We start from the raw sequence: 23,202 nt of genomic DNA on the forward strand, positions 1-23,202 counted from the left end.
CCATGCGCGCACTCAAGATTGCCGCCACCGGCATGAGCGCCCAACAAATGCGGGTCGAGGTCATATCGAACAACCTCGCAAACATGTCCACCACCGGCTACAACGCTCGGCGAGCGGAGTTTGCGGACCTGCATTATCAACAACTTGCCCGCGCCGGGACGGTCAGCGCCTCCAACGGCACCGTGCTGCCGACCGGTGTGCAACTTGGCCTTGGCGTTCGACCGGCTTCTGTCACCGTGCAACTGTCGCAAGGCTCGCTCTCCGCCACGGGGGGTGACCTCGACGTGGCAATTGAAGGCAACGGTTATCTCGAAGTTACCCTTCCCTCTGGCCAGCTTGCCTATACGCGTGACGGAGGGCTGAAACGCACAGGCGAAGGTCTGATCGTCACATCGGATGGCTACGCTGTATCTCCCGAGATCACGATTCCCGACGATGCGACCCGAATTTCCGTTAACGCTGACGGCGAGGTCTATGCATATTTCGCTGGCGCGGCGCAGGCGCAATTGCTGGGGCAATTCTCCTTGTCAGGCTTCAGCAACGCCAAAGGTCTGGAAGCGATTGGTTCGAACCTCTTTGTGGAAACCGAAGCCTCCGGTCCCGCGCTGCAGTCAACGCCCGGTCTCGATGGCCTGGGCACATTGCGACAGGGATATCTTGAAGACAGCTCCGTGGATGCCGTCAAAGAAATCACCGATCTGATCGAAGCGCAGCGCGGGTATGAGCTGAATTCCAAAGTCATTTCGGCGGCGGATCAGATGCTTGGCGCCACGACACAGGTGCGCTGATGCGACTGCCGTTGGCTTTTTTCCTCTGCTTCTGCTCTGCCGCACAGGCCGAAACCGTGGTCGCGACACGCACTATTCGTGCACAGCAGATCATCTCGGCCGATGCAGTGCGGTTGGATCCGGCACAGGTTCCCGGAGCCTACGATTCGCTGGAAAAGGTCATCGGGCTGGAAGCACTCTATGCCGTGTACCCTGGTCGTGCCCTGATGGTCGGCACAGTGGCAGAGCCTGCTGTTATCGACCGCAATCAGGTCGTGGAGATTATCTATAATCAAGGCGGATTGCGGATTGCAACGGAAGGGCGCGCGCTTGGCCGTGGGGCTGTTGGCGACCGCATCCGTGTTATGAATGTCAGCTCCCGAACAACCCTGTTCGGCACAATCGCCGAGGACGGGACTGTCCTCGTGGCGCAATGAGGATCCATATGCTGCGCACCATTGGTATGATCGGCATCATCTGCTCTCTGACGGCCTGCGAGCGGGTCAACCACATCGGCAAGGAACCGGATTTTACGCCACAAACCCAAAGCCCGGAGCGGGTGGCCATGATCGCGTCAGGCATTCCAGATGCGTCCCCGCCCGCACGAAACACGGACGAGGCCTCGCTCTGGACCAGCGGGCAAACCTCATTGCTCGGTGATCGCCGCGCCATGAAACGTGGCGATATCCTGACCGTGGTGATTTCTATCGATGACAGCGCAGAGATCCAGAACACGACAGCGCGCTCACGCGGCGGATCTGAATCTTTGGCCATCCCTGATCTTTTTGGCTATCCGGAAAGAATAAACCAAGGCATCACCGATGGTGCGAGCCTCGACAGTGCCGTGAGCATAGACAGTTCCGCCTCTTCAAATGGCACAGGATCAGTGCGCCGCAGCGAAAGCCTGACTCTCCGCATAGCTGCAACCGTTCTCGACGTTCTGCCGAACGGCGTTTTGTCGATCGAAGGCAGTCAAGAGGTCCGCGTTAACTTTGAGTTGCGTGAACTTCTGGTGTCCGGCTACGTGCGGCCAGAAGATATCTCCCGCCAAAACGAAATCACCTATGACAAAATCGCCTCAGCGCGAATTTCGTACGGTGGGCGTGGTCAGATCACCGACGTCCAGCAACCCCGGATCGGCCAGCAAGTGCTGGATGCGATTCTCCCTTTCTGAGGACACCGCATGATCAAAAAACTTCTGCCTATTCTTTTGGCCTTGATCGGAACTGGTGCCGGTATCGGTGCCGGCATCATGCTCAAGCCATCGCCCGCGCCAGAGGACCTGGCAGCTGTCGAATGTGTGCCACCAGATGGCGAGGTTCATCATGAAACCGTCGACGGAGAAGAGGCAGTGGACGTCGATGCCCCTACGCAAACCGAGTTCGTGAAGATGAGCAATCAATTCATTATCCCCATCATGGGGACAGAGCGTGTGCAGGCTATGGTCGTGGCCTCTTTGAGCCTTGAAGTGCGCACTGGCACAACAGAGGCTGTCTACTCGCGGGAACCTAAACTCCGCGACGTTTTCCTACAGGTCATGTTCGACCACGCAAATATCGGTGGGTTCGAAGGTTCATTTACCAAAAGTGACCGAATGGACATCCTGCGCAGGTCTCTGGTGGATGCGGCCCGCGCCGTGCTGGGAAAAGATGTTGCGGATGTGCTCATTACGGAAATTGCGCGCCAAGACACCTGAGCGCGCAATGCCGCTTTACTGGTCGGAATCCACCATCCGCCGCAACTGACCCAAAGCGTCAATTGTATCTGCCTCCGCAAGTTGCCGCTTGCGGAGGTTTTCCGTGCGGGCCTGCTCCACGAGGTTTTCAGCCGCCTGAGTTCTAGAGAATGCGACCCGTGCAACAGCCAAAGTCTGCATCTCCTGCGCCCGGGCTTGCGCTGCACGCCGCTGGATATCAGCCCGCTTTCGCAGCAGCCACCCCTGCCACAACGTGTCGGCCCCCAACATTTGGCGAGCACTGATCGCGCCTGCATCCGCTTGTGCTGCGGCACGCATGGCATCAATTTGGGCCAATTCCCCTGCAATCTGACGACTTTGGTCCAGACTTTTTCGATGCTGATCCAGATCTTTCTCAAGCATAATGCGGGTAATACTCGCCAGTTCAGTGTACTTCGTCATCCTACCTCCGAGCGTTGCGCGCCTTCATCCGCATGCTATCCGCAAAGCGGATCGCCGCTGCGACCGAACGATAATGCTCGGTCGGGATTTCGTTGCCGATTTCAGTTGTCGCGAAAAGTGCGCGTGCTGTGGGCGGATCCGAGTGGATTGGCACACCAGCGTCGCTTGCCGACTCGCGGATACGCGCAGCGACATGATCGGTGCCTTTTGCCACGCACGTTGGGGCCGTCCCGTTAAGGCGGCTCCATTTGAGAGCAACCGCATAGTGGGTGGGATTGACGATAACCACGTCAGCGTCGGGCACGTCACGGAGCATCTGGTTCATCGCCAGCTCCTGGGCGCGCATCCGACGATGTTGCTTCATGTGCGGATCGCCTTCGGATTCCTTGTGCTCATCTTTCATTTCTTTAAAAGACATACGATTTTTGCGAATGTGTTCCGCATGCTGCCAAAACGCATCTATTCCGCCGATGACCATAGCTATCAACACTACCACCGTCAAAAAGCGAAGCATAAGGTCGGTCATCACCAGAACTGCCTCACCAGGCGTACCGAAAATTGTTCCGATAATTGCGTCCAACTGATTGCGCAAAAACAAGGTGAGCAAGATGGAATATACTGCGAGTTTGACAAAACTCTTGAAAAACTCAAACAGCCCCTTGCGGCCAAACTTGTTCTTGGCATTTTCGATAGGATTGATGCGTGATCCTTTCGGCTGCAACTTTGAGCCTGAAAAGGTGAATCCCTGCATTGCGAATAGGGTCAGCAAAACGAATATCGCTGGCGTCAAAAAAAGCGGCAGAACAGGTACGAAGGCTGAAAACAGCAATGCGCCGATAAGCGCAGATCCTCCGTCTCGTAAATATATATCAACCATACGATCTGGTTGTTCCAGGAGTGGTAGAACTCCATTCGCGAAGGTGGATAGGCTGTAGCCTCCTACAGACAAACCACAAATCAGAAGCCCCAAATACCCCATGGCTGTATTGAGGTCCGTGGCGCGCGGAATCTCACCCTTCTTCCGCTGCTGATCGAGCTTTCGTTGAGAAGGCTCGTGACTTTTTTCAGATGCTTCGTCCTGATCAGCCATCGCGCACTACCTGAACGGCGCGGCTAAGAACCCTTCAAGTGCGGTCAACCAAGCCGCAAGCATGAAGGGTGAGGCCACTAATAGCGTTGCAATGGCCCCGAAGGTAATCACAGGTGCACCAACGAATGCGACCATCAGCTGTGGCATTGCTTTATTAATAGCGCCGAGCGTTAGATTGTAGATCACTGACAAAATCACAAATGGCGCCGCCAAGGTGAAAGCGAGCGCAAAGCTGCGACCGACCTGCGCCCGTCCTGCCTCTGCAATCGATGATGGGTTTGGAAATTCCATGATTGGAAGAATTTCATATGATAGAGCAAGAAAACTTGCCGCCTTGATGTGATATCCGGTGGTCATGAGCAAGGCCAAGGCCCCCATGGTCAAGATGTGACCGATGGCAGGAAGGGGATCCATGCCAGACTGCCCGAGGAGTTGAGACAATGATGTCGACTGGGCCGCTATCGCCCCCGCTGTTTGGATAGCAAAGATGAACATCCGCAGCATCAGGCCGAGAAAAAGCCCAGACAAAGTCTCTGTCGCCATTAGTCTCAGAAACCCGTTCAAGCCTGCGGGCGGCACCGACAATGTCGGCGCGACAGTCGGCAGGATAACCAGGGTCAGCATTAAGGCGAGCACCAATTTGATCCGAACCGACAGGATCTGCTCACCAAAGACTGGCAAGACATTTACCGCCGCCACAATTCTGAGGAAAACCGCAAAAGCGATCCACAATGGCTCGGCGATAAGCGATTGGAGAGACGTGACATCAATCAAGCCGCCACCACTCCTACAAGGGAGGGACGTGCCTCCAAACCAATTTCTTCAAAGGAGAGCACCGGATTAGTCAGCCCTTTGGCCACCATGACTGTGCGCAAGAATCGACGTCTCCGTGCGGAGGTTACCACAGCAGGGAACACGCCGCGGTTGCCCGCGTCACCAATGGTGTTGGCCAATCCTGTTGTCAAAGACTCAAACCGATCCGGAGGCAAGGCAACGTCCAACGCGCCGTGGTTACTTTCCACTTGATAGGCTTGAAATGTTTCCTCCCATTCTGGCGAGAGCTGGACCAACGGGATGGTGCCATCGTCGCGCCGCATTCCGGCCACCAACTGGAAACCCAGACGCTGGCGCACATGTTCACAAATCGCCTCTGGCTGGGTCTGTTGACCACGCATTTCGGCGATAGTTTCCAAAATCAAAGGCAAATTTCGGATCGAAACCTGTTCGTCAAGCAACAAACGCAAGACTTGCAGCAACGTATCGATCTGAACCTTCTCAGGGATCAGCTCATCAAGCAGGCGTCGGTTTGCCTCGGCCCGGTTTGCGTTAGTCAACGTGACCATCTCATCCAACTGTCGCCGCAAGGTCTTGAGCGACAACAGGCGCCCAAAGTTGCGACGAATGACTTCAAGAAGATGAGTCGCAAGAACTTCGGTCGGCGTCACGATCGTAGCTCCCGTGATGGCGGCCCGATCTTGTTCCTCCGGCCTGATCCAGCGCGCGGGCGCACCGTACACTGGCTCAGTCACGTCACGTCCGCTGGGTAGGGAATCCTTCGCATCCGGAAGCAAAGCCATAACCATATCTGGGTTGAGTTCGCCCCGGGCCATTTCGACACCATGAATTCGAACAACATAAGTCCCGGTCGGCAAGGACGGCGCATCGGTCAGGCGAATTTCAGGTAAAATGAGGCCGAAATTGGATGCAATATGCGTGCGCATGTTGGATATCCGGATGTCCAAGCCGGTGCCAGGGTCCAGAACCATGTTCACCAAGTCGGGCGCAAATTCGACGTGTATGTCGTCGAGGTCCAGCACGTCTCCCATACGCTGGTGGGCAGGCTCCTCGACTTCATCTTCGATCATCTCAGAGGCCTCAGGCTCGGCTGGACGCGTTGCGCGTCGCCATGCCATCCAACCAAGAAGACCTCCTCCAATGATGAATGGAATGAACGGCAGTCCGGGGACGAGCGCAAACAAAACCATGAGAATTGCAACCGTCGCCAGCGCTGAAGGATGTTTTCCAAGCTGACCAACTACTGCAAGATCTGTCGCCCCTGTTGCACCGCCACGCGCCAACAATAGACCGGAGGCTATCGAGATGATTACAGCTGGAATCTGCGAAACCAGACCGTCACCGACCGTGAGAATAGAATAGGTTTCGAGCGCGTCTCCGACGGCCATGTCATGCACGGCGATGCCCATAACGACACCCATTACAAGATTCAGCAAAGTGATCAGCAGACCAGCAACGGCGTCCCCTTTAACGAACTTAGACGCACCATCCAAAGACCCGAAGAATGTCGTTTCCTGTTGTTCTTGTTCACGGCGGGCTTTGGCCTCCGCATGGTCGATGGCGCCCGCAGACATATCAGCATCAATGGCAAGCTGTTTACCAGGCATTGCATCTAGAGCAAAACGCGCCGAAACCTCGGCCATCCGGGCTGAACCCTTTGTAATAACTGCAAAGTTCACAATCATCAGCACGCCGAACACAACTAGGCCGAGAAACACGCTGCCTCCCATGACGAAGTTTGCGAACCCCTGTATAACTTCGCCCGCAGCATGAGTACCGGTATGACCCTCGCCGATAATTAGTTTTGTCGAACTGACATTCAGAGACAGGCGTAGCATCAAAGACGTGAGCAGGATCGTTGGAAAAGCCGAGAAGTCCAGCGGGCGTTCAATGAAAAGAGTGACCGTGAAAATGAGGATAGCGAGACCAAAAGACGCCGCTAATCCTATGTCGAGCACCCAAGATGGCATTGGTAAGATCATCATGACGATGATGGCCATCAAAGCCAAAGCCATCAGAACAGTAGGTCTAAAAAGCTCTGAAGCTCGAAACTTCATCTCATCCCCCCTTGTTTAAAACGCATGAAACAAACAAGAGCCTCTGTATAGCCAAAGGGTACCGTTATTTCCACAACACCGCCCAATAAGCTATTTTCTCGATAAATATTTTTTAAAATGAACCATTCTGGTTGGTGAGTCGCCATTTCTTGGCCTCGCTTAGGTTGCAGATCTTTAAAATTATGGCTAACGTCTTTAAAATTAGTAAGGAAAATCAATTTCCGGACTCAATTCGCGTGGCATCGAGCAACGTCCGCAATGTATTCAAAGAACTAGAGCTTTGATCAGTCAACGTTTCAACTTCGGCCAAAGTTGGAATTGCTAAATCGAGCGCTGGCTGAGCTGTTTGCAAAAGACGTGCCGATTCTGAGAACGCGCTATTAGAGTCATCCGCCACATGCTCCCAATCTCCGGAAAGCCACGCCTGTGTTGTTGCGTCAGCCTCTTCTCCCAGTTGCTCATAAATTTCACCTGCAAACGTGTGGTCGCCCATTTTACGCCGAGCTTCCGCCCGCAACTTAAAAACGTCCTCCCCCTTCAGGCCGACCAAGTGTATTTCGGCTTCCGCCGGCTGATCTATGTCGAGCAAGGCCGCTGCACGAATCAAGCGAACTGCACGGTCACTTTCTGGGTTGGTAATTTGATCTAAATAGGACAACGCTGGTTCAGGCATTCCGATTTTCACCAAACGATCTGCAATATCCAGAAGCGTCCGATCACGCAAAGGGGCTGCGTTCGCTACTACTTGCATCGGGACGACCAGCTTAAGAAAAGTGATGTCCTCTGATTTTTCAACTAGATAACCCACCGCCACTTCATTCATATCAGTCATCACATCCCGTGGGATTGATTTTCCCTGCTGCAATACCCCAAAAGCTTGTTCAAAGGCTCCATTCAAAAGAAGCCCCCGCAAATGTGCCTGCCAAAGATCGACACCTTCTGCGCTATCGCGTAGCTCGTTCGAATATGCTTCAGCAAGATCCAAGATCCGTTCTGGCAGTTTCTCTTCTTTTGCCTCAGCAATTCTAACTCGCGCAACAATTGCCTCAGGTGTCTCCGGGCTTCCTTGCTCTGATAAAGGTTTTAACCTCTGTTCGGCCGCGTTCAGGTTCCCGGCTGCGAGGTCGATCTGCGCGCGTCCCAAGGAAATTGAGGGGGTTTCCGCACCCAAAGAGCGTTCAAGGCGACGATAAACTTCCTTGGCGCTATCAGAGTAACTGGCTGCTTCAAATTTTTGAGCCAGAATGGGACCAAGGTGTCTTTTGAGGTGACTTGGAAGGTTTTCGAAAGCCCGAAGGACAGCTTTTTGATCGAAATTATCTTCTGCGCCTAGCCGCGAGTCAGCCAAAACAGACCAAAGAGAAGCAGCGCCCAAACATTCCATTTGTCCGCTAAATATGCCCGTTGGGTCATTTTCACCATCGACAAGAAAGCTGAGTGAAACCAAGGTTTGGTCTGCAACATCAGGGTTCATGTCGAGAACCTGACGTGCTTCTGCACCAAAACCAAAGTGGATCAACGCGCGCGCATAACCATTCATTTTTTTTGGATTTATCTTGTCAAACTCTCCGAACAGATCACTTCGCCATTCAGCAAAAGCCGTCGCTGCATCAGTATCTGGATCGACCCAGTTCGCCAATTCGAGCTTTCCATCGGATATACAATTCTCTCCTCCCAAACTTACCCGGCTGCTAGATAATCCCGATCGATCTGCGCCAGCGAGACCTTCGACGATCTGCATGGCCAAGTCAGCGGTCGAAGCCGATTCAGCCGCAATGGAACGATCTACTTGCTCTGCGGATGTCGAACCAAGCGGATCAGGTACCGTCCTAACAGCCGGCGTAAGAAGCCCGGCCGTCGCAGCGGCGGCGAGATCTTCGGCAATTTGCCCGCCAACCCGCACGGAGGTGCTTATTGGCAGTTCAGGCTTATTTTCTTTCATCTCCGCATCAACAGACATCCTCGTCGGCAACCTGGGCAAAAGAGGATCCGGCTGTTTCAATGGGCCGACACCGGGCGAGGCTCCGACGCGAACGCGCCCTAAATCCGAGAGCAACGGCGCGTCTTCTCGGTTCGTTACCTGCGGCGCAGAGGGTGGAGGTGAATTTGGCTCATTGGTAGCAACTATTGAACCGCTATTCTCAGGCATAGAGATACCCGGTCTCACATCGATAACCAGTAGATTCCCATCCGCCACGAACGTTTCGGCACCGCAAGCGCAGCCGAGTTCAATTTCAAGTACACCACTTGCCGTCCGAGTAAGTTCAGAGATCCGGGATCGATCTATACGTTGAAACGCTGCACTAAGGTCGAATTCAGCATCCTGCCCCCTCAGCTCAACGATCATTTTGTCTTTAGCTGGATCTGCTTTTATGGACCAATCCGCGCCGGCAGGTATGCGCATGACGAGACGAGTGAAATCCCCATGCTCACCCGTGCGTACAATAACCTCTTGCGCCAAAATAGACGAAGGAATGAACGAAATTAATAGAGCGATAATCAGGCGCCTCATGCTGCCTCCTGCTTCACCGATTTCAAAGCTTCTTCAAGATCTTCAAAGCTGGGTCGGAAGTGTCCAGGCGTATTTTGGCGACCTACTTCGATGCATATGTTGGTTGCATGATTGTGTAGGTTGGCCACCAGAACCTCACGGATGAGGTGATAGAAGTGCATGTCTTCCTCAGCAACGGCTTTGACCTTTGTCGCAAAGGGGCCGACAATTCCGTAGGCTAAAAAAACGCCCAGAAACGTTCCCACAAGGGCGCCACCGATCAGTTTACCGAGGACCTCCGGCGGCTGGTCGATAGAGGCCATCGTTTTGATCACGCCCAATACCGCAGCGACAATTCCCAAGGCTGGCAGAGCGTCAGCCATGGACTGCAGGGCGTGACTCGAATGTTGTGAATGATGAGCCATACCATCAAGGCGTTTATCCAAGACCTCTTCGACTTGATGCGGGTCGTCGTAATTCATGGAAACGGAGCGCATCGTATCGCAAATCAACTCAAGCGCATACTTGTCCGCCGAGATCTTTGGATATTTACCGAATATTGTAGATTCAGATGGTGTTTCGATATGCTCTTCGATGGCGACCGGATTTTGCCGTGCCAGACGGATTAGCTCAAACAGCAGGCACAACAGATCTCGATAGTCCTCATGCTTCCATTTGGCCCCTTTAAAGACCTTACTCAGGTCCTTGAGCGTATGTTTCACGGTAGCGCCGTCATTGCTGATCATGAAGGCACCTGCTGCTGCCCCACCGATCATCATGAATTCAAATGGCATAGCTTTGAGGATGATACCCATCTTGCCGCCAGCGGCGAGATAGCCGCCGAACACCATGGCGAACAAGACGACTAAACCAATAATTCCGAGCATTCTCGCTCTCCCGATCCATAACCAGGTCCAGACTGACAGTGAGCCGTTAAGAAACCCTCTGTTTCAACTTCACATCACGACGAAATCGGCATGTAACGCCCCAGCAGCCTTGATGCTTTTGAGGATGTCGATCATGTCGCGCGGCGCGACGCCCAACGCATTGAGACCTGCGATCACCTCCGATAGGTTCGTGCCGGTGGGCACTTCGGCTAAACCAATGCCTGGCTCCTCTTCGATGGCGGCGCCGGTGCGCGGCACGACGACCGTTTCCCCTTCAGCAAAGGGATTTGGCTGAATCACAATAGGGGCTTCTTCGATCCGGAGCGTCAGGCCACCTTGCGACACGGCCACCCGCGAAATTCTTACATCCGCGCCCATGACAATTGTGCCAGAGCGTTGATCGACCACGACCCGCGCGCGACGTTGTGGCTCCACTGCCAGGTTTTCAATCGAAACGATCGTGCGGGCAGGCGAGCCGGTTCCAGCCCGCGCCAGATCCAACGTAATCGTGCCGGCATCCAGCATCGTTGCCGCGCGTCGTCCAAGGGATCGGTTGATGACCGCTTCGATCCGCGCCGCCGTGGTGAAATCTGGCTCTCGTAGCGCAAGGCGTAAAGTGGTTAGGCTCGTGAAATCGAACGGAACTTCCCGCTCAACCCGCGCACCCGAGGGGATCACACCGGAGGTCGGCACGCCCTGCACGACCCGAGCGCCGTCGCCCTCCGCTGCGGCGCCTCCTGCAATCACAGTCCCCTGAGCAACGGCGTAGATCTGTCCATCCGCTGCATTGAGCGGCGTCATAATGAGCGTCCCACCCAGCAAACTACCTGCATCACCAATGGCCGACACCGTGACGTCGATCTGCCCCCCAGTCCGCGCAAAGGCTGGCAAGCGGCCCGTGACCAGGACCGCAGCCACATTTCGTGGACGGAACTGTTCGCCTGTGACGTTCACGCCAAGCCGTTCGAGGATGTTCTGCATGATTTCCTCGGTAAACGGCGAATTCCGCAACCCGTCGCCCGTGCCATTCAGGCCGACCACGAGGCCGTAACCCACCAGATCGTTGGATCGAACGCCATCGACCTCTACCAAATCCTTTATACGGACGGATTGCGCCGCGACGGGTGACGCGAGCAGCGTAAGGCAAGCCAGAAGCATACCGAGGACATTGATCATTAGAGGAACTCCGCTAGCGATAGGCGTTGTGACCGGACCGTGATCGCGTAAAGGCTTTCCAGCTGGGACCGAATGTTCTCGTATCGTGAGGCGGATTCGTATTGATCAGCCCCTACCAGATCGAGCCGTGCCATGCTGGTTGCGGTTATTTCTGCTGAATTGCGCGCGTCTGCGTCTTCGACTCGCGCCTCCAAGGCGCCAAGGCCAGCCCGCAGCTCCACGAGACCTTCCTGAGCGCCCAATAGATCACGACCAGCTTTTGCCATCATCTCGACCTGGACATCCTGCGAAAACCCAAGCGCGACATCGGTGGCCAGTGCCGCCATGATCAAGGGCTTGAGAACCTCGCGAAACACAGGATCGGTGGCGCGAATATCGACATTAATCGATTCAGTCTCGCTCAGCTGCATGGGTGACAGCGCTGTGTTGGAGCCTTGATAAGTGGTCGTCTCATAAGTCCCACCGGCGCCAAAAAATGTGTCTAGCACAGTTTCGACATCTGCGACTGAGGTTGCCCCGATCAAGGCCGTTCGCACATCGGTCAACACATCATCCACGCCTTCAACCGCGCGACGATCCGTGGCTGTGCCAGAAAACAAGAACCGCCCGGCAACATTGCGGTTCAGACCGTTCAGGGTCTGGCTCAGCGCATTTTCGGCGTCTTCTGACATGGTGGCCAATAGTGACCCGTTGGGCGTTAGCTCCGCGGAGATCAGAGTTTGCGAAATAGTTTCGGAGCGGCTTTGGATCTCGCCCAAGGTGACCTGCATCGAACCAGTAAGAAAGGTGGCCTCTGTGGTGTTGACAGAATATGCCTCAAGCCGGGAAAGGGAGCGGTCAATCGCCTGCAGCCCCGTCAAGTCGCCTTTCAGATGTTGCCCTGCATCTCTTACAAAGCCCGTGGCCACTTCGACCGCGAGCTTATCCATTTCTTCCCGCAATTTTACTTGGTTCGTGCGCAAAACAAGAACGCGGGACATATCACCAACAACTTCCATTTCAATTCCCCCTTAAATTGACAGCAGACGCTCAAAGAGGCTATCTACCGTTGAGATGACCTTGGCATTTGCGGTGTAATACTGCTCAACCTGAAGCAGTTTTTGAAGCTCCTGATCTGTATCGACGCCTTTGGATAATTCCATTTCTTTCAGCGTGGTGTTTTGCGCGGTTTGGAAGATAAAGGCATTTTCCGAGCGGACTCGCTCGCCAACCATGGCAGAAGAGAATTGAGACACATGATCTACAAAGCTGCGTGCGACCGGAGACAGCGCCCCGGAACTTGGCGCAATCTGCTCGCCAAGGATGTCGGCAATGCCCTTGATCAGGCTTGCATCGCCCACCTCGCCCATCGTGGCCGCGCCAAGACCATCGCGAATGCGCCATGAGCCCCCCGACGCAGGTTCGATCATAGCGTTCAAAGAGATACGACCGGCGATACCTGCCTCGCTTGCCGCGACGAAAGCCACCCCATTGTCAGTGAAAAAGCCTGGGTCGGTTGCGGCCAAGGTCGTATCCGGCCCACCGGGACCAAGTCGTTCGATCAGATCGCGTGCCATGCCGTCCAGTTCGGATTGCCGCAAAACTCCGGCCTCGTCACGAATGGCGAACTTTGACGCAAGGCTGCCTCCTGCAAACATACCGCCGTCTGCCGCAGAAACAGCCTTACCATTCAGCGTCAGACCTTTCAGTGATCCATTGGCAAAAGTGGTGCTCGCATCAATTGCTCCTGTGGTGGAGAAGCCAACCTCAAAAGCCATGCCATCCAAAAGTGTTGCGCCGTTTCGCGTAAAAAGAGAAATTTCGCCTTTATCTCTTTCGACAATACGCAGCGGAACAATGTCCGATATCTGATTTAGGATGGCCTGGCGCTCATCAAGGATAGATGCCGTTTCCGTGCCTGTGGCCTTTGCCTTGACGATAACCTCGTTAATATCCTTCAGCCGCGATACAGCGTCGTTCAAATCCCGGACCTGAAGGGAAATTGCCGTGTCCGCTGACTGCCGGGAGACCTGCACTTCTTTGGATAGTTCGTTGAAAGTGGTGGCCAGATCTCGAGCATTGGTGGCCACCAGTTCCAGCCTCTGGGTCGACGATGGGTTGGAGGCCGCTGACAACAGCGCATTTTCGAATGCGGTGACGCGATCTGTCAGGGACCCCGCTGTTCCTGACTCCCCAACCATGTCTTCCAATCGCTGAGCAAAGGTGAACATGTCATTGCTGTAGGCAAGCCGCGCATCGGACACCATGCGATCCGCCAGCAAAGCGGGATCGGAGTGCCGTATCACCGAGGCTACGTTGACTCCCCCGAGGTTTCCCGCGCTCAGCGCGGAAAGCCCGAGTTCGCGGCGGCCATAGGCCTCGTTTGATGCGTTCGAAATGTTGGACGAAACGACGCCAGCTGCGCGCGTATTCGCTTTCAAGCCTGTAAAGGCATTGTTCAAAGCACTCGACAGGGACATTTTTTGCCCTCCTTGCTTTAGCTATGAGTTGGCGTCAGCGCTTGATGTTGGTGGTTTCCTGCAACATCTCGTCGACTGTCTGAATGACCTTGGCGTTCGAAGAATACGCGCGCTGAGTCTGGATCATGTCAGTAAGTTCCCCAGCTACGTCGGTGGTGGATTCCTCCCGGGCATAGGGCACGATCTGGCCTGTAGACCCATCACCCGCATCCCACAGAAAGAACCTGCCGCTTTCCTGGGACGGCTGGTAAATCTGATCGTTCAAGGCAATCATACCGTTCGGGTTCGGCACATCGACCAGGGGAACCTGATAAATCAACGCGCTGATCCCTGTGTCGGAGTGTGCGAACACCTGGCCGGTTTCATCTATCTCCACCGAGGAGATATGCCCGGCAGGAGAACCATCCTTTGCAATGTTCAACGGTGCGAAGCTGTCCGAGCGCTGGGTTAAACCGCCGTTTGTAAAGAGTTGGCCGATTGTCAATTCGATGGGGCCACCCGCTGCGCTCACGATGACCGACCCGGTTGCCGGAACGTACGTGCCGCCGGTGGTCAGCGGTGCGCTCACACTGGAGAGTGTCCCACCGGCGGCGGGCGTGTCGTCGAAGGTTACCGTGTAATCACCTATGACTGCGCCGCCGCTCGCTGAATCGCTAATGACCATCGTCCATTCGTTCGAAGATCCGGAGGCAGCGACAGTCGGCGTGAAGCTGACTGTCAACGATTCAGACCGGCCCAAATTGTCAAAATACTCCACCGGAAGTTCAAGCGAGTCGCCACTTGCCCCTGCCGTGGTTTCCGTCGCAGGCAAGTTCACACCCAGAGTGACGGAAGTCGTTGGCTCGCTAAGGTATTGATTTAAAGCAACTCGAATCGGTTCAAGGCTTGCAGAGGTGTCCCTCGCGTTGGTCGGAATGGTACCATCTGCATTGGCCGCCCAGCCCATGAGCATCAGTCCAGATTCACTACGCAAATATCCATCAGCGTCCAGGCGAAACGAGCCTGTCGTCGTCAAGTACATTTGCTGGTTCCCGTTCCCCGCAAGCACTTCCGTCGCCTGCGCTACAGGCAAGAAACCTGAACCTCTGATCGCAAGGTCAGTAGGGTTGTTTGTCGACACAAGCGCGCCGTTTTCAGACACCAGTCGATTGGTCGTGGTGCGCACACCGCCCGCTGTGTAAGTACCACCTCGCCCGGCCGTCACCATTGCCGCAAACTCTGTCTCCACGCGTTTGTATCCCCGCGTGGAGGAGTTGGCGATGTTGTCAGAGATGGTGGCCAAGCGGTTGGCGTTGGCCGCCAGTCCTGATACGCCTGCGTTGAGGGATGATGAGATTGTCATGACACGCCTTTCTGCTGTCTCGTTCAAATTTCGAGACAACTAGTAAGGCCAACGGGTTTAACGCCCGGCTAACAGCTAAAATCCGATCAATTCTTCCCCACGAAACCCGGTTCTTTGCCCGGGTCAGCTCCGGATCAAATGTCTCTCAGAAATACCACCTCAATCCGATTGTTACGAACATTCATTGGGTTCGCATGTGAGGGTTCTCTATCGCCGTGCGAGGTCAGGCGCTGGACTCTTTTTCGGTCCAGCCCGTCACCCGTCAGCAATTCTCGGAAAACAGATGCCCTTAGCGCGGAAACATTCCACGACGGATCCTCGGCCAGAACCAAGGGATAGGCCGCTGTATGTCCTTCGATGGCCATGGCGTTTGTCACAATCTCGGACGCGCGCGCCAAAACAACCGCAAGATCTTCGAGCAGGGGGGTCGGCGTAGCCGCCCCCGTGAACAGCGGCGCCGTCTCTGTCTCGAACAGCTCAATCACCAGGCCTTCATCCGTGACACGGGTGACGATGTGCTGCATCAGTTCGTCGGCGACCATACTTTCACCGCCCCGGCCCATGAGCATGTCTTCGACCTCCTTGAACTGCTCATTTGCCTCGGCGGACTCCTCGTCACTTTTGCCTTCGGAATCCGTTGTTGTATCACCACGTATCGAGGCTGCGTTCAGACTGGTCGCGCCTGTCCCCATCCGTGGCAGCGTATTTTCCGAAAAGACGGAATCTCCTCCGAGAGATCCGTCCCCACCGCCTGATAGCCGAGCTATCGCAATAGTCGGTGTAAAGTAATCTGCAATCCCCTTACGCTGCTTGTCCGTCGTCGCGTTCAGCAGCCACATCAACAAAAAGAAAGCCATCATAGCGGTCACGAAGTCCGCATATGCTACTTTCCACGCGCCGCCATGGTGGCCTTCACCCCCGACGACCTTCTTGCGCTTGATGATGATCGGGGCCAGCTCATTGTTGCTCGCCATCCCACTCACCTTTTCTCCCACCAAGGGCAGGTCTAGCGGTCGCAGCTTACCTTCGGCTTAATAAATAAAAATGCGCAGTTAAAATGTCGGTTAACGCTTCGTTACCGGACGACGGTCATGCATCGATACCCGCCGGAAAACCGTTGCAAACATAAGCCGCATATCCGTGCAAGGCGTGCGCCGACGGGCATATATCAAGTCCAGCCGCGCCTTCGTCGGGATGCAACGGCGGCAATAGACCTGTTCCGTCTCGGCGGCCGTTTCGGTTTTGCTCAGGAGGCGTTCCTCATGACCATGGTAGATCATGCTTGCAAGTCCGGTCACGCCGGGCCGCTCCCGAAGCACATCGGCGTAAAGCTCTGGAAACATCTCCACATAACGCCGCAAAGGAGGGCGAGGCCCGACGAAACCCACATCGCCCCGGAGGATATTCCAAAGCTGAGGCAGCTCATCAAGCCGTGTTCTCCGCAGCCATTTGCCCGTCGGCGTTATCCGTGCAGCTTTGTCTCCGCCGGACACGCCCTGGTCCTGCGTCACAGGTTCCATCGTGCGAAACTTCCACAGCAAAAAAGGCTGATCAACCGCGTGCATCCGTTCGCTTTTGAAGAGGATTGGTGTGCCCTCGCGCCGCCAGACAACCAGCGCAACAAAGAGGATCAACGGCGAAAGCAAGATCCCTAGCCCAATTGCATAGACCACATCGAGGACGCGCGTCAGCCCGGCAATTCGGTCCCGACCGCTCACAAACTGCTCTCCGACCATCCACCCGCCGCGTGAACGTCCGAGACAAGCGTCGTTGCGTCATGAGCCAGAGACAGGCCAGGCAGATGCGAGACAAGCTGTGTCATGTCGACGGTAACTTCCTGAATCGCATCTCTCGGTGCTCTTTCCCACTCAATTTTGGCCCCTGCGGCACGCACGATATCTGCCATATCTGTCGCCACCGGCGCACCCAAATTGAAAGTCCCGGATATCTCCGCGGACGAACTCAAACGGCCCAAAACAGTGACTAAATCAACGGGGGAAATGTAGCTTCGGCACGGCCCTCGCCCATCGGGGAAACTGTGCAACCTCACGGTACCGCCCGGAACCAGATTACCAAACAAGCTGTCTGCTCCGGCGATATTTGCCAAACGCAGCACGATTGTCCTCGGCCCGCCCGGATGGGATGCCTGCCAATCTGCCAAAGCTTTCTCCATGTCAGATTTGGCCTGGCCATAGGCGTTCGCCGGACGCAGGGAAGTGTCCTCCGTCAACACCTTCGCCTGCGCGCCGTAAACCGCAACGCTGGAGCAGTGCACCACCAATTCCGCGCCAAGCGTGACGGCAAGCTCCTGCGCCTTGATCGCCAGTTCTGCATTCCTGGACAGTTGTCTATCGTCGCCAGACGTCACGCCCCAAAAAGCCAGAACCGCTTGAACACCCTGAAAATTTTGCGTCTCGATATCTGTCCATTTCATGACGCCCGGCGCGCCTGAACGGCCGAGGCAAATCAAACCGGAGCCGTCTCCCTGCATAAGCGTGCGGACCATACGGCCAACCTTTCCCGAGGCGCCAAGCAAAACTTTACACTCTTTTAAGCATACGCGTGACACGCTGATCGCCTCTCTTGTTTGATGTAGAAAGCCAATGAAGTGCATCGACGTAAACAGGGTATGCAGAAGAACTCAATCACCGCTCGGGGGATCGGCGTGAGTTTGAAGCTGCGTCTTTTACCCATGATCGTTCTGACACTTGCGCTCTCTGCGTGCAGCCTTCCACGTGGGGCCGCCCTCCAATCAGAGGTTGTTAGAGAACAGAATACCGAGCAACCGACCTTTCAGGTGGTTCAGGTCACGCGGGCCAATATGCCTGCTATCGCGACATGGCCCAAAACAGGAGGAAACAAATCTGTTCATTGGCCCAACACGTCGTCCGGAAGCACCTCTTCGATTATTCGCACCGGAGACCTGCTGGACGTGACGATCTGGGATAGCCGGGAAAATTCTCTTCTGACCAATCCCGGCCAGAACTTCACCAAGATCGAGGGGCTTGAGGTCGACGCGCATGGATCGGTTTTCCTGCCCTATATCAACAAGATAGGCGTTCGCGGCCTTAGTCCGTCCGACGCACGCTCGCGCATTCAAAGCCGTCTGGAGCCCATCATTCCTTCGGCGCAGGTACAGGTGAGCCTGACCCAGGGAAGAGACCATGCAGTGGATATGGTGAGCGGTGTGGTCAATCCAGGGGCCTATCCAATGCCCTCGCGCAACTACAAAATCTTGAACGTCTTGGCGGATGCCGGCGGTATCCCCGCCTCTATGCGCAACCCGCACGTACGACTGCTGCGCGGGTCGAACACCTATGTCATTTCTGCCAAAGAGCTGTTCGCCGACGGGTCGCGCAATGCCCTGATGTGGCCGCGTGACAGCGTGGTTGTGGAGGAAGATGACCGCAGCTTTACCGCACTGGGCGCCGCTGGCATCGAAAACATGATCTATTTCCCCAAGGATCGGCTCAACGCAATAGAGGCGATGTCGCTCATGGGTGGGATCTCAGACAATCGCGCCGATCCCCAAGGCGTGCTGGTCCTGCGGGAATACGCAGCGCACCAGATCGGAAAAGGCCCTCAAAAACAACAAGTTGTCTTTACCTTTGATCTGACCAGTGCCGACGGTCTCTTTGCAGCTCGCCAATTCGAGGTTCAGCCGGATGATACGCTGCTGGCAACAGAAAGCCCTGTCACCAGCGCACGCACGATTTTTGGTCTGATCGGGTCACTTCTTGGCGTAACGGCTCAGGCTGGTGCCATGTCAAACTGATCAGTAGGTTTTGTGCATGGGCCTGCATTCCGGTCTTGCGCATTTTGCATGACCGACGCATCCACATGCCATGAACCTTTTTCGCTTTTTTCTCGACAATGCGCAGTGGCTGGCGGCGGGCATCCTACTCACATTCCTGTCGAGCTTCGGTCAAACTTTTTTCATCTCAATCTTTGCCGGTGAAATCCGCGAGAGCTTTGGCCTCAGCCATGGCGATTGGGGGCTGACCTACACCATCGGCACAAGCGTTTCAGCCGCCGTGATGATCTGGGCTGGCGGTTTGACCGACATTTTCCGCACGCGCGTTATCGGCGGGATCGTTCTGGCGATGCTCTCCGCAGCCTGCCTGTTCATGGCGTTTAACATGTGGGCAGCACTGCTTCCCGTGGTGATCTTCGCACTGCGGTTTACCGGCCAAGGCATGACGAGCCATATCGCAGTGGTGTCCATGGGGCGTTGGTTCGTGGCCACACGGGGCAAGGCGCTGTCCGTGGCAACGCTCGGCTTTTCCATCGGCGAGGCGATCTTGCCACTGGCCTTCGTGGCGCTAATGGTCTTCGTCGACTGGCGGTTCTTATGGGTCGGGGCAGCGGTTGTAGCATTGTTGGCGATCCCCGTCTTGGTCCGTTTGCTGAAACAAGAACGCACACCGCAAAGTCATGCGGAAACGGATCACGCCACCGGGATGCTCGGTCGGCACTGGCGACGGCCTGAAATGCTGCGTCATTTTCTATTCTGGTTCATGATCCCTGCCCTACTGGGACCAAGCGCATTCAACACGGCGTTCTTTTTCCAACAGGTGCATTTTGCCGAGATCAAAGGCTGGTCGCACCTGGAGCTTGTTGCGCTTTTCCCGCTGTACACACTCGCCGCTGTCTCTGCGATGATGCTCTCCGGTAGCCTGCTGGATCGCTTTGGCACGGCTCGTTTGCTGCCTTGGTATCAACTGCCGATGGTGGCGGCCTTTGTGCTTTTCGCGTTAGGACAAAGCCTGTTTTCCGCACTTCTTGGTCTGATGTTCCTCGCCATCAGCGCTGGTGCCAACCAAACTTTGCCGAATGCTTTTTGGGCCGAGTTCTATGGCACCCGCAGCCTTGGCGCGATCAAGGCAATGGCCGCTGCGGTCATGGTTCTGGGCTCTGCTCTGGGACCGGGCATAACCGGTGTCTTGATCGATGCAGGCATCGGGATCGAAACGCAGTACATTGGCGTGGCCGCATTTTTCGTGTTTGCCACGGTGTGCATGATCATAGGGGTGCGTCGCGCGGCCCGGATGCTTTAGCGCCCGCGACGCAGATATACGTAGTAAGCCCCTGATCCGCCGTGCTTCAGATGCGCTTCCGAGACCTGCAAAATCGCAGAGGACAGGGGCGCCATCGTCATCCAAAGCGGCACCTGCTGTTTCAGAACACCCCTCCGGCGCGGCGCAGGATCGTAGGGATCTTGCGGAGCACCCTTACCAGTGATCACAAGCACCAGCCTGTGACCCTTGGCCTGTGCGCCCATGATAAAGCGATTCAATGTGGGATGCGCTTGATCGAGCGTCATGCCATGCAGATCGATACGCGCATCGGGTTTAAGCTTCCCACGCTTCAGCCGCTGATAGGCCTTGCTGTCCATCCGCACAGGCGCATTGTGCAAGCGATCCGCCGTCGTTCGGGGAAAGACGTGGGTTTCAGTTCGGGAAACTTTCTCACCCAGATCAAACGACTGCAAAGGCGCATCCTTGCGCTCTGACGGGCGCGACATCGCCGGATCGACAGTCGGCGCAGGATGCGACTTCAGCTTATCTGGCAAAGGTTCCGTACTGCGGGTCACCTGTTTCCAGAGGTCCATCTCCTCGGGGTGTAGTTTCCGACGGCGGGTCATTCAATCCAGTCCGGAAGCAAGGCGTACGCCCGTTGGATCGGCATCAACACGATCATACGGCCGGGATCTTTGATTTTGCCAGCGATCCTACCGGCTCTCGAACCTGTACCGATGAAAATATCCGCACGTTGCGCACCCTTGATGGCCGATCCAGTGTCCTGCGCGATCATCAACCGTTTCAAAGGGCTGCGCCCCCCTTTTTCGATCCAGACCGGCGCGCCAAGCGGCGTAAATCTTGGATCTACAGCCACTGACCGCATGGCCGTAATCGACCTATTCATGGCACCCAATGGTCCGCGTTCCGACGGCACTTCGCTGACTTCACGAAAGAAAACGTAGCCGTCGTTGTGATACAACAGCTCCTCCCCCGCGGATGGGTTGCTCCGGACCCAATTGCCAATCACTTGGGCCGAAACCTGGTGCATATTGAAGATACCGCGGCGCACAAGTTCTTGCCCTATGGAACGATATGTATGCCCATTAAATCCCCCATAGCCGACCCGGATGCTGTGTCCGTCGGGGAAACGCACACGGCCAGAGCCTTGTATTTGAAGGAAAAAGAGCTCAACAGGGTCATCAACCCAAGCAATCTCCAGTCCGCGGTTTTTCATCACGCCGGACGTCAGGATAGAACGACGCGTCAGCCAGGGACGATTGTTCCGCGCCTCCTCGGGCATTTTGTAGATCGGGTATCGATAGCGCGCCGTCGGAACAGGAGACCCCCTGAGTTCGGGCTCAAAATACCCCGTGAACAGCGCCTCTCCGGTGCCGTCGCTGATCTGAACGGGGCGGAAAAACAACTCGAAGAAGTCTCTGGCATTGCCGGCCTCGTCGGCAACGCGACACAGGGCCCGCCAGTCGGGATCGTCGAAGTCCCGACAGGTGTTGCGGAACACCTCCAATGCCTGGGCGTGGTCGTCGCTGTCCCAGCCATTCAAATCCTCGAACCCCAGCACCGCGTAGCTGACGTCCGGCGCGTCCTGCGCCGATCCGGGCATGGGTCCCATGGCCAGACAGAGCGCGAGGACCAGACGGATCATTCGTCCGTTGCGACCAATTGCCAGTTCGGATCGGAGCTGCCCATGACACGGGCGTAGGTCCAAATATCCTTTTGCCGTTTCACAGCCGTCGGCGAGCCTTCGATCACTTCACCAGTCGCGTCTTTGACGACAGAGGTCAGTTCACCCACATGGCGCACAGTGATCTCGGCGGTGTTGGTCGCCGCGTCGAAAGTCGCCTCGTTCAGCGCAAGATCCCGTACGCCAACGAATTGTGCTTCGATGGTCAGACCTTGAGCCTTTCTGCTGGCGACGACTTCGACGAAGGTTTCGTACACATCGTCGGCAAGGAACGGTTTCAGCTCTTCAATTTCGCCGCGCTCAAATCCCATCAGGATCATTTCGTATGCGCCGCGGGCACCGGAGAGAAATTCAGTCGCGGAGAAGCTCGGCTCCATCCGTTTCATTTCGGCCAGTGCCAAGGCGGAATCGCTGCCCTCGGGAACGTGATCGGTGATATCATGATCCGGGCCGCCTTCGATGACTTCGAAGCCTTTGCGACTGGACGGCTCCGGTGCCGTGGCCTGGGTCTCGTCAGTTCGTTCGAATCCCTCTCTCGTGCCCAGCACACTACGGAGCCGAAGCACCAGGAAAACAACTATACCGCCCAGAATAAGCAACTGGAGAAGCGTACTTTGCATCAAGGCCTCGCAGGTCATTGGATGGAAATTTCGGTTCTGCATACCTATGTAGGTGACGTGTCTGGACAAGTCCACAGAAGCCGGCCCGAAGGTTCGGCAGGGCGACAGTCACGGCAAACGGAGGATTTACCTATGCGGCTGTTTCTGGCCTTTCTTTTGGTCCCGCTGATCGAGATCGGTCTGTTCATTCAGGTCGGGGGCCTTATCGGTCTGTGGCCGACTTTGCTGATCGTTATTTTGACGGCTATTCTCGGCACTTGGATGGTCAAACAGCAAGGTGCGCGTGCCATAAACGACTTGCGTCGCAGCTTTTCTCAGCTCGAGGATCCCAGCCAACCGCTGGCGCATGGTGCCATGATTCTGATTTCCGGCGCGCTTTTGTTGACGCCAGGTTTTTTTACCGATGCCGTGGGCTTTGCCTTGCTTGCACCACCGGTGCGTGTTGCTGTCTTCGGATGGGTACGCAAGCGCGTTAAGGTCAGCAGCTTCCAGATGGGGCCGCAACCGACAGAGATGCATCGCCCGCACGATCCACGCAACGCGCCGCCGGCCTCGCAGGATGTCATCGACGGAGAGTTTACCGAGGCTCCAAAGGGAAAGTCGCCGAACCATCCCGGGTCTGGTTGGACAAGGCATTGACACGTCGTCGCAGTAGGCA

Annotated in this window: 24 protein-coding genes; 7 read left to right on the plus strand and 17 right to left on the minus strand. The window is 55.8% G+C overall.

Annotated elements, in window-relative coordinates:
- Positions 1-2 precede the first annotated feature (2 nt).
- Genes flgG through J4E08_RS04540 form a run of 4 tightly spaced genes read left to right on the plus strand, consistent with a single transcriptional unit; the run spans position 3 to position 2,463 of the window.
- Positions 3-788 carry a flagellar basal-body rod protein FlgG gene (flgG, locus tag J4E08_RS04525; RefSeq protein ID WP_183962254.1) on the plus strand — a complete coding sequence of 262 codons (786 nt, stop codon included), beginning with the start codon at positions 3-5 and terminating at the stop codon, positions 786-788.
- The gene (gene flgA / locus J4E08_RS04530) at positions 788-1,204 is read left to right on the plus strand and encodes a flagellar basal body P-ring formation chaperone FlgA (protein ID WP_349537481.1); all 417 of its coding nucleotides are present in this window, start codon (positions 788-790) and stop codon (positions 1,202-1,204) included. Before flgG ends, flgA begins: the two co-directional genes overlap by 1 nt.
- 26 nt (positions 1,205-1,230) lie before the next feature.
- Positions 1,231-1,941: a flagellar basal body L-ring protein FlgH gene (gene flgH / locus J4E08_RS04535; protein ID WP_349537482.1), complete on the plus strand. Its 711-nt coding sequence runs from the start codon at positions 1,231-1,233 to the stop codon at positions 1,939-1,941.
- A 9-nt stretch (positions 1,942-1,950) separates the two neighbouring features.
- Positions 1,951-2,463 carry a flagellar basal body-associated FliL family protein gene (locus J4E08_RS04540; RefSeq protein ID WP_183962260.1) on the plus strand — a complete coding sequence of 171 codons (513 nt, stop codon included), beginning with the start codon at positions 1,951-1,953 and terminating at the stop codon, positions 2,461-2,463.
- 15 nt (positions 2,464-2,478) lie between these two features.
- Here the strand turns inward: J4E08_RS04540 and J4E08_RS04545 are convergent, their stop codons facing one another.
- The 14 genes from J4E08_RS04545 to J4E08_RS04610 all read right to left on the minus strand — a co-directional run bounded on the left by J4E08_RS04545 (position 2,479) and on the right by J4E08_RS04610 (position 17,815).
- Positions 2,479-2,904 (minus strand): hypothetical protein, encoded by a 426-nt coding sequence (locus tag J4E08_RS04545; RefSeq protein WP_183962262.1) that lies wholly within the window; start codon positions 2,902-2,904, stop codon positions 2,479-2,481.
- Position 2,905: 1 nt separating this feature from the next.
- Positions 2,906-3,994, minus strand: coding sequence for an EscU/YscU/HrcU family type III secretion system export apparatus switch protein (locus J4E08_RS04550; protein WP_349537483.1), 1,089 nt, complete (start codon positions 3,992-3,994; stop codon positions 2,906-2,908).
- A gap of 6 nt (positions 3,995-4,000) precedes the next feature.
- The gene (locus J4E08_RS04555) at positions 4,001-4,768 is read right to left on the minus strand and encodes a flagellar biosynthetic protein FliR (protein WP_349537484.1); all 768 of its coding nucleotides are present in this window, start codon (positions 4,766-4,768) and stop codon (positions 4,001-4,003) included.
- The gene (gene flhA, locus J4E08_RS04560) at positions 4,765-6,846 is read right to left on the minus strand and encodes a flagellar biosynthesis protein FlhA (protein WP_349537485.1); all 2,082 of its coding nucleotides are present in this window, start codon (positions 6,844-6,846) and stop codon (positions 4,765-4,767) included. Before flhA ends, J4E08_RS04555 begins: the two co-directional genes overlap by 4 nt.
- Positions 6,843-7,064: a hypothetical protein gene (locus J4E08_RS04565; RefSeq protein ID WP_349537486.1), complete on the minus strand. Its 222-nt coding sequence runs from the start codon at positions 7,062-7,064 to the stop codon at positions 6,843-6,845. Before J4E08_RS04565 ends, flhA begins: the two co-directional genes overlap by 4 nt.
- The gene (locus J4E08_RS04570) at positions 7,061-9,358 is read right to left on the minus strand and encodes a tetratricopeptide repeat protein (RefSeq protein WP_349537487.1); all 2,298 of its coding nucleotides are present in this window, start codon (positions 9,356-9,358) and stop codon (positions 7,061-7,063) included. Before J4E08_RS04570 ends, J4E08_RS04565 begins: the two co-directional genes overlap by 4 nt.
- Positions 9,355-10,224: a flagellar motor stator protein MotA gene (gene motA, locus J4E08_RS04575; RefSeq protein ID WP_183962272.1), complete on the minus strand. Its 870-nt coding sequence runs from the start codon at positions 10,222-10,224 to the stop codon at positions 9,355-9,357. Before motA ends, J4E08_RS04570 begins: the two co-directional genes overlap by 4 nt.
- A 69-nt stretch (positions 10,225-10,293) precedes the next feature.
- Entirely contained in the window at positions 10,294-11,400 is a 1,107-nt protein-coding gene (locus tag J4E08_RS04580; protein WP_349537488.1) for a flagellar basal body P-ring protein FlgI, read from the minus strand.
- On the minus strand, positions 11,400-12,329 hold the full coding sequence (locus J4E08_RS04585) for a flagellin (protein ID WP_349537489.1): 930 nt from the start codon (positions 12,327-12,329) through the stop codon (positions 11,400-11,402). Before J4E08_RS04585 ends, J4E08_RS04580 begins: the two co-directional genes overlap by 1 nt.
- 81 nt (positions 12,330-12,410) lie before the next feature.
- Positions 12,411-13,859 (minus strand): flagellar hook-associated protein FlgK, encoded by a 1,449-nt coding sequence (gene flgK / locus J4E08_RS04590; protein ID WP_349537490.1) that lies wholly within the window; start codon positions 13,857-13,859, stop codon positions 12,411-12,413.
- Between the two features lie 34 nt (positions 13,860-13,893).
- Positions 13,894-15,201 (minus strand): flagellar hook protein FlgE, encoded by a 1,308-nt coding sequence (locus tag J4E08_RS04595; RefSeq protein WP_349537491.1) that lies wholly within the window; start codon positions 15,199-15,201, stop codon positions 13,894-13,896.
- Positions 15,202-15,335: 134 nt separating this feature from the next.
- Positions 15,336-16,175 (minus strand): flagellar motor protein MotB, encoded by an 840-nt coding sequence (locus tag J4E08_RS04600; RefSeq protein WP_183962282.1) that lies wholly within the window; start codon positions 16,173-16,175, stop codon positions 15,336-15,338.
- Positions 16,176-16,265: 90 nt separating this feature from the next.
- A complete protein-coding gene (locus J4E08_RS04605) occupies positions 16,266-16,919 on the minus strand; it encodes a sugar transferase (protein ID WP_349537492.1) in 654 nt (217 codons plus the stop codon).
- A complete protein-coding gene (locus J4E08_RS04610) occupies positions 16,916-17,815 on the minus strand; it encodes an NAD-dependent epimerase/dehydratase family protein (RefSeq protein WP_349537493.1) in 900 nt (299 codons plus the stop codon). The genes J4E08_RS04605 and J4E08_RS04610 overlap by 4 nt, the downstream gene beginning before the upstream one ends.
- A 207-nt stretch (positions 17,816-18,022) precedes the next feature.
- On the opposite strand from J4E08_RS04610, the gene J4E08_RS04615 reads away from it, so the two are divergent.
- Both J4E08_RS04615 and J4E08_RS04620 read left to right on the plus strand, forming a co-directional pair.
- The gene (locus J4E08_RS04615) at positions 18,023-18,976 is read left to right on the plus strand and encodes a polysaccharide biosynthesis/export family protein (RefSeq protein ID WP_349537969.1); all 954 of its coding nucleotides are present in this window, start codon (positions 18,023-18,025) and stop codon (positions 18,974-18,976) included.
- Positions 18,977-19,046: 70 nt separating this feature from the next.
- Positions 19,047-20,258 (plus strand): MFS transporter, encoded by a 1,212-nt coding sequence (locus J4E08_RS04620; RefSeq protein WP_349537494.1) that lies wholly within the window; start codon positions 19,047-19,049, stop codon positions 20,256-20,258.
- Here J4E08_RS04620 and J4E08_RS04625 read toward each other — a convergent pair.
- From J4E08_RS04625 to J4E08_RS04635, 3 genes are read right to left on the minus strand one after another with little or no spacing between them, the layout of a single operon-like run.
- Complete coding sequence (locus tag J4E08_RS04625; protein WP_349537495.1) at positions 20,255-20,845, minus strand: Smr/MutS family protein; 591 nt, start codon at positions 20,843-20,845, stop codon at positions 20,255-20,257. The genes J4E08_RS04620 and J4E08_RS04625 overlap by 4 nt on opposite strands.
- On the minus strand, positions 20,842-21,852 hold the full coding sequence (gene mltA, locus J4E08_RS04630; protein ID WP_349537496.1) for a murein transglycosylase A: 1,011 nt from the start codon (positions 21,850-21,852) through the stop codon (positions 20,842-20,844). Before mltA ends, J4E08_RS04625 begins: the two co-directional genes overlap by 4 nt.
- Before the next feature lie 29 nt (positions 21,853-21,881).
- Positions 21,882-22,544: a Tim44/TimA family putative adaptor protein gene (locus J4E08_RS04635; RefSeq protein ID WP_349537497.1), complete on the minus strand. Its 663-nt coding sequence runs from the start codon at positions 22,542-22,544 to the stop codon at positions 21,882-21,884.
- Between the two features lie 132 nt (positions 22,545-22,676).
- Here J4E08_RS04635 and J4E08_RS04640 point away from each other — a divergent pair, with 132 nt between their 5' ends.
- On the plus strand, positions 22,677-23,183 hold the full coding sequence (locus J4E08_RS04640; RefSeq protein WP_349537498.1) for an FxsA family protein: 507 nt from the start codon (positions 22,677-22,679) through the stop codon (positions 23,181-23,183).
- Positions 23,184-23,202 lie beyond the last annotated feature (19 nt).

Origin of the sequence: Sagittula sp. NFXS13, from assembly GCF_040148795.1 — a bacterium.
In the GTDB taxonomy this organism is placed as follows: domain Bacteria; phylum Pseudomonadota; class Alphaproteobacteria; order Rhodobacterales; family Rhodobacteraceae; genus Sagittula; species Sagittula marina.

Excerpts from the sequence above, each read along its gene's own strand:
- flgG (WP_183962254.1), top strand. The coding sequence starts at position 3 with ATGCGCGCACTCAAGATTGCCGCCACCGGCATGAGCGCCCAACAAATG.
- flgA (WP_349537481.1), top strand. The coding sequence starts at position 788 with ATGCGACTGCCGTTGGCTTTTTTCCTCTGCTTCTGCTCTGCCGCACAG.
- flgH (WP_349537482.1), top strand. The coding sequence starts at position 1,231 with ATGATCGGCATCATCTGCTCTCTGACGGCCTGCGAGCGGGTCAACCAC.
- J4E08_RS04540 (WP_183962260.1), top strand. The coding sequence starts at position 1,951 with ATGATCAAAAAACTTCTGCCTATTCTTTTGGCCTTGATCGGAACTGGT.
- J4E08_RS04545 (WP_183962262.1), bottom strand. The coding sequence starts at position 2,904 with ATGACGAAGTACACTGAACTGGCGAGTATTACCCGCATTATGCTTGAG.
- J4E08_RS04550 (WP_349537483.1), bottom strand. The coding sequence starts at position 3,994 with ATGGCTGATCAGGACGAAGCATCTGAAAAAAGTCACGAGCCTTCTCAA.
- flhA (WP_349537485.1), bottom strand. The coding sequence starts at position 6,846 with ATGAAGTTTCGAGCTTCAGAGCTTTTTAGACCTACTGTTCTGATGGCT.
- J4E08_RS04570 (WP_349537487.1), bottom strand. The coding sequence starts at position 9,358 with ATGAGGCGCCTGATTATCGCTCTATTAATTTCGTTCATTCCTTCGTCT.
- motA (WP_183962272.1), bottom strand. The coding sequence starts at position 10,224 with ATGCTCGGAATTATTGGTTTAGTCGTCTTGTTCGCCATGGTGTTCGGC.
- J4E08_RS04580 (WP_349537488.1), bottom strand. The coding sequence starts at position 11,400 with ATGATCAATGTCCTCGGTATGCTTCTGGCTTGCCTTACGCTGCTCGCG.
- J4E08_RS04585 (WP_349537489.1), bottom strand. The coding sequence starts at position 12,329 with ATGGATAAGCTCGCGGTCGAAGTGGCCACGGGCTTTGTAAGAGATGCA.
- flgK (WP_349537490.1), bottom strand. The coding sequence starts at position 13,859 with ATGTCCCTGTCGAGTGCTTTGAACAATGCCTTTACAGGCTTGAAAGCG.
- J4E08_RS04595 (WP_349537491.1), bottom strand. The coding sequence starts at position 15,201 with ATGACAATCTCATCATCCCTCAACGCAGGCGTATCAGGACTGGCGGCC.
- J4E08_RS04600 (WP_183962282.1), bottom strand. The coding sequence starts at position 16,175 with ATGGCGAGCAACAATGAGCTGGCCCCGATCATCATCAAGCGCAAGAAG.
- J4E08_RS04610 (WP_349537493.1), bottom strand. The coding sequence starts at position 17,815 with ATGCACTTCATTGGCTTTCTACATCAAACAAGAGAGGCGATCAGCGTG.
- J4E08_RS04615 (WP_349537969.1), top strand. The coding sequence starts at position 18,023 with ATGCCTGCTATCGCGACATGGCCCAAAACAGGAGGAAACAAATCTGTT.
- J4E08_RS04620 (WP_349537494.1), top strand. The coding sequence starts at position 19,047 with ATGAACCTTTTTCGCTTTTTTCTCGACAATGCGCAGTGGCTGGCGGCG.
- J4E08_RS04625 (WP_349537495.1), bottom strand. The coding sequence starts at position 20,845 with ATGACCCGCCGTCGGAAACTACACCCCGAGGAGATGGACCTCTGGAAA.
- mltA (WP_349537496.1), bottom strand. The coding sequence starts at position 21,852 with ATGGGACCCATGCCCGGATCGGCGCAGGACGCGCCGGACGTCAGCTAC.
- J4E08_RS04635 (WP_349537497.1), bottom strand. The coding sequence starts at position 22,544 with ATGCAAAGTACGCTTCTCCAGTTGCTTATTCTGGGCGGTATAGTTGTT.
- J4E08_RS04640 (WP_349537498.1), top strand. The coding sequence starts at position 22,677 with ATGCGGCTGTTTCTGGCCTTTCTTTTGGTCCCGCTGATCGAGATCGGT.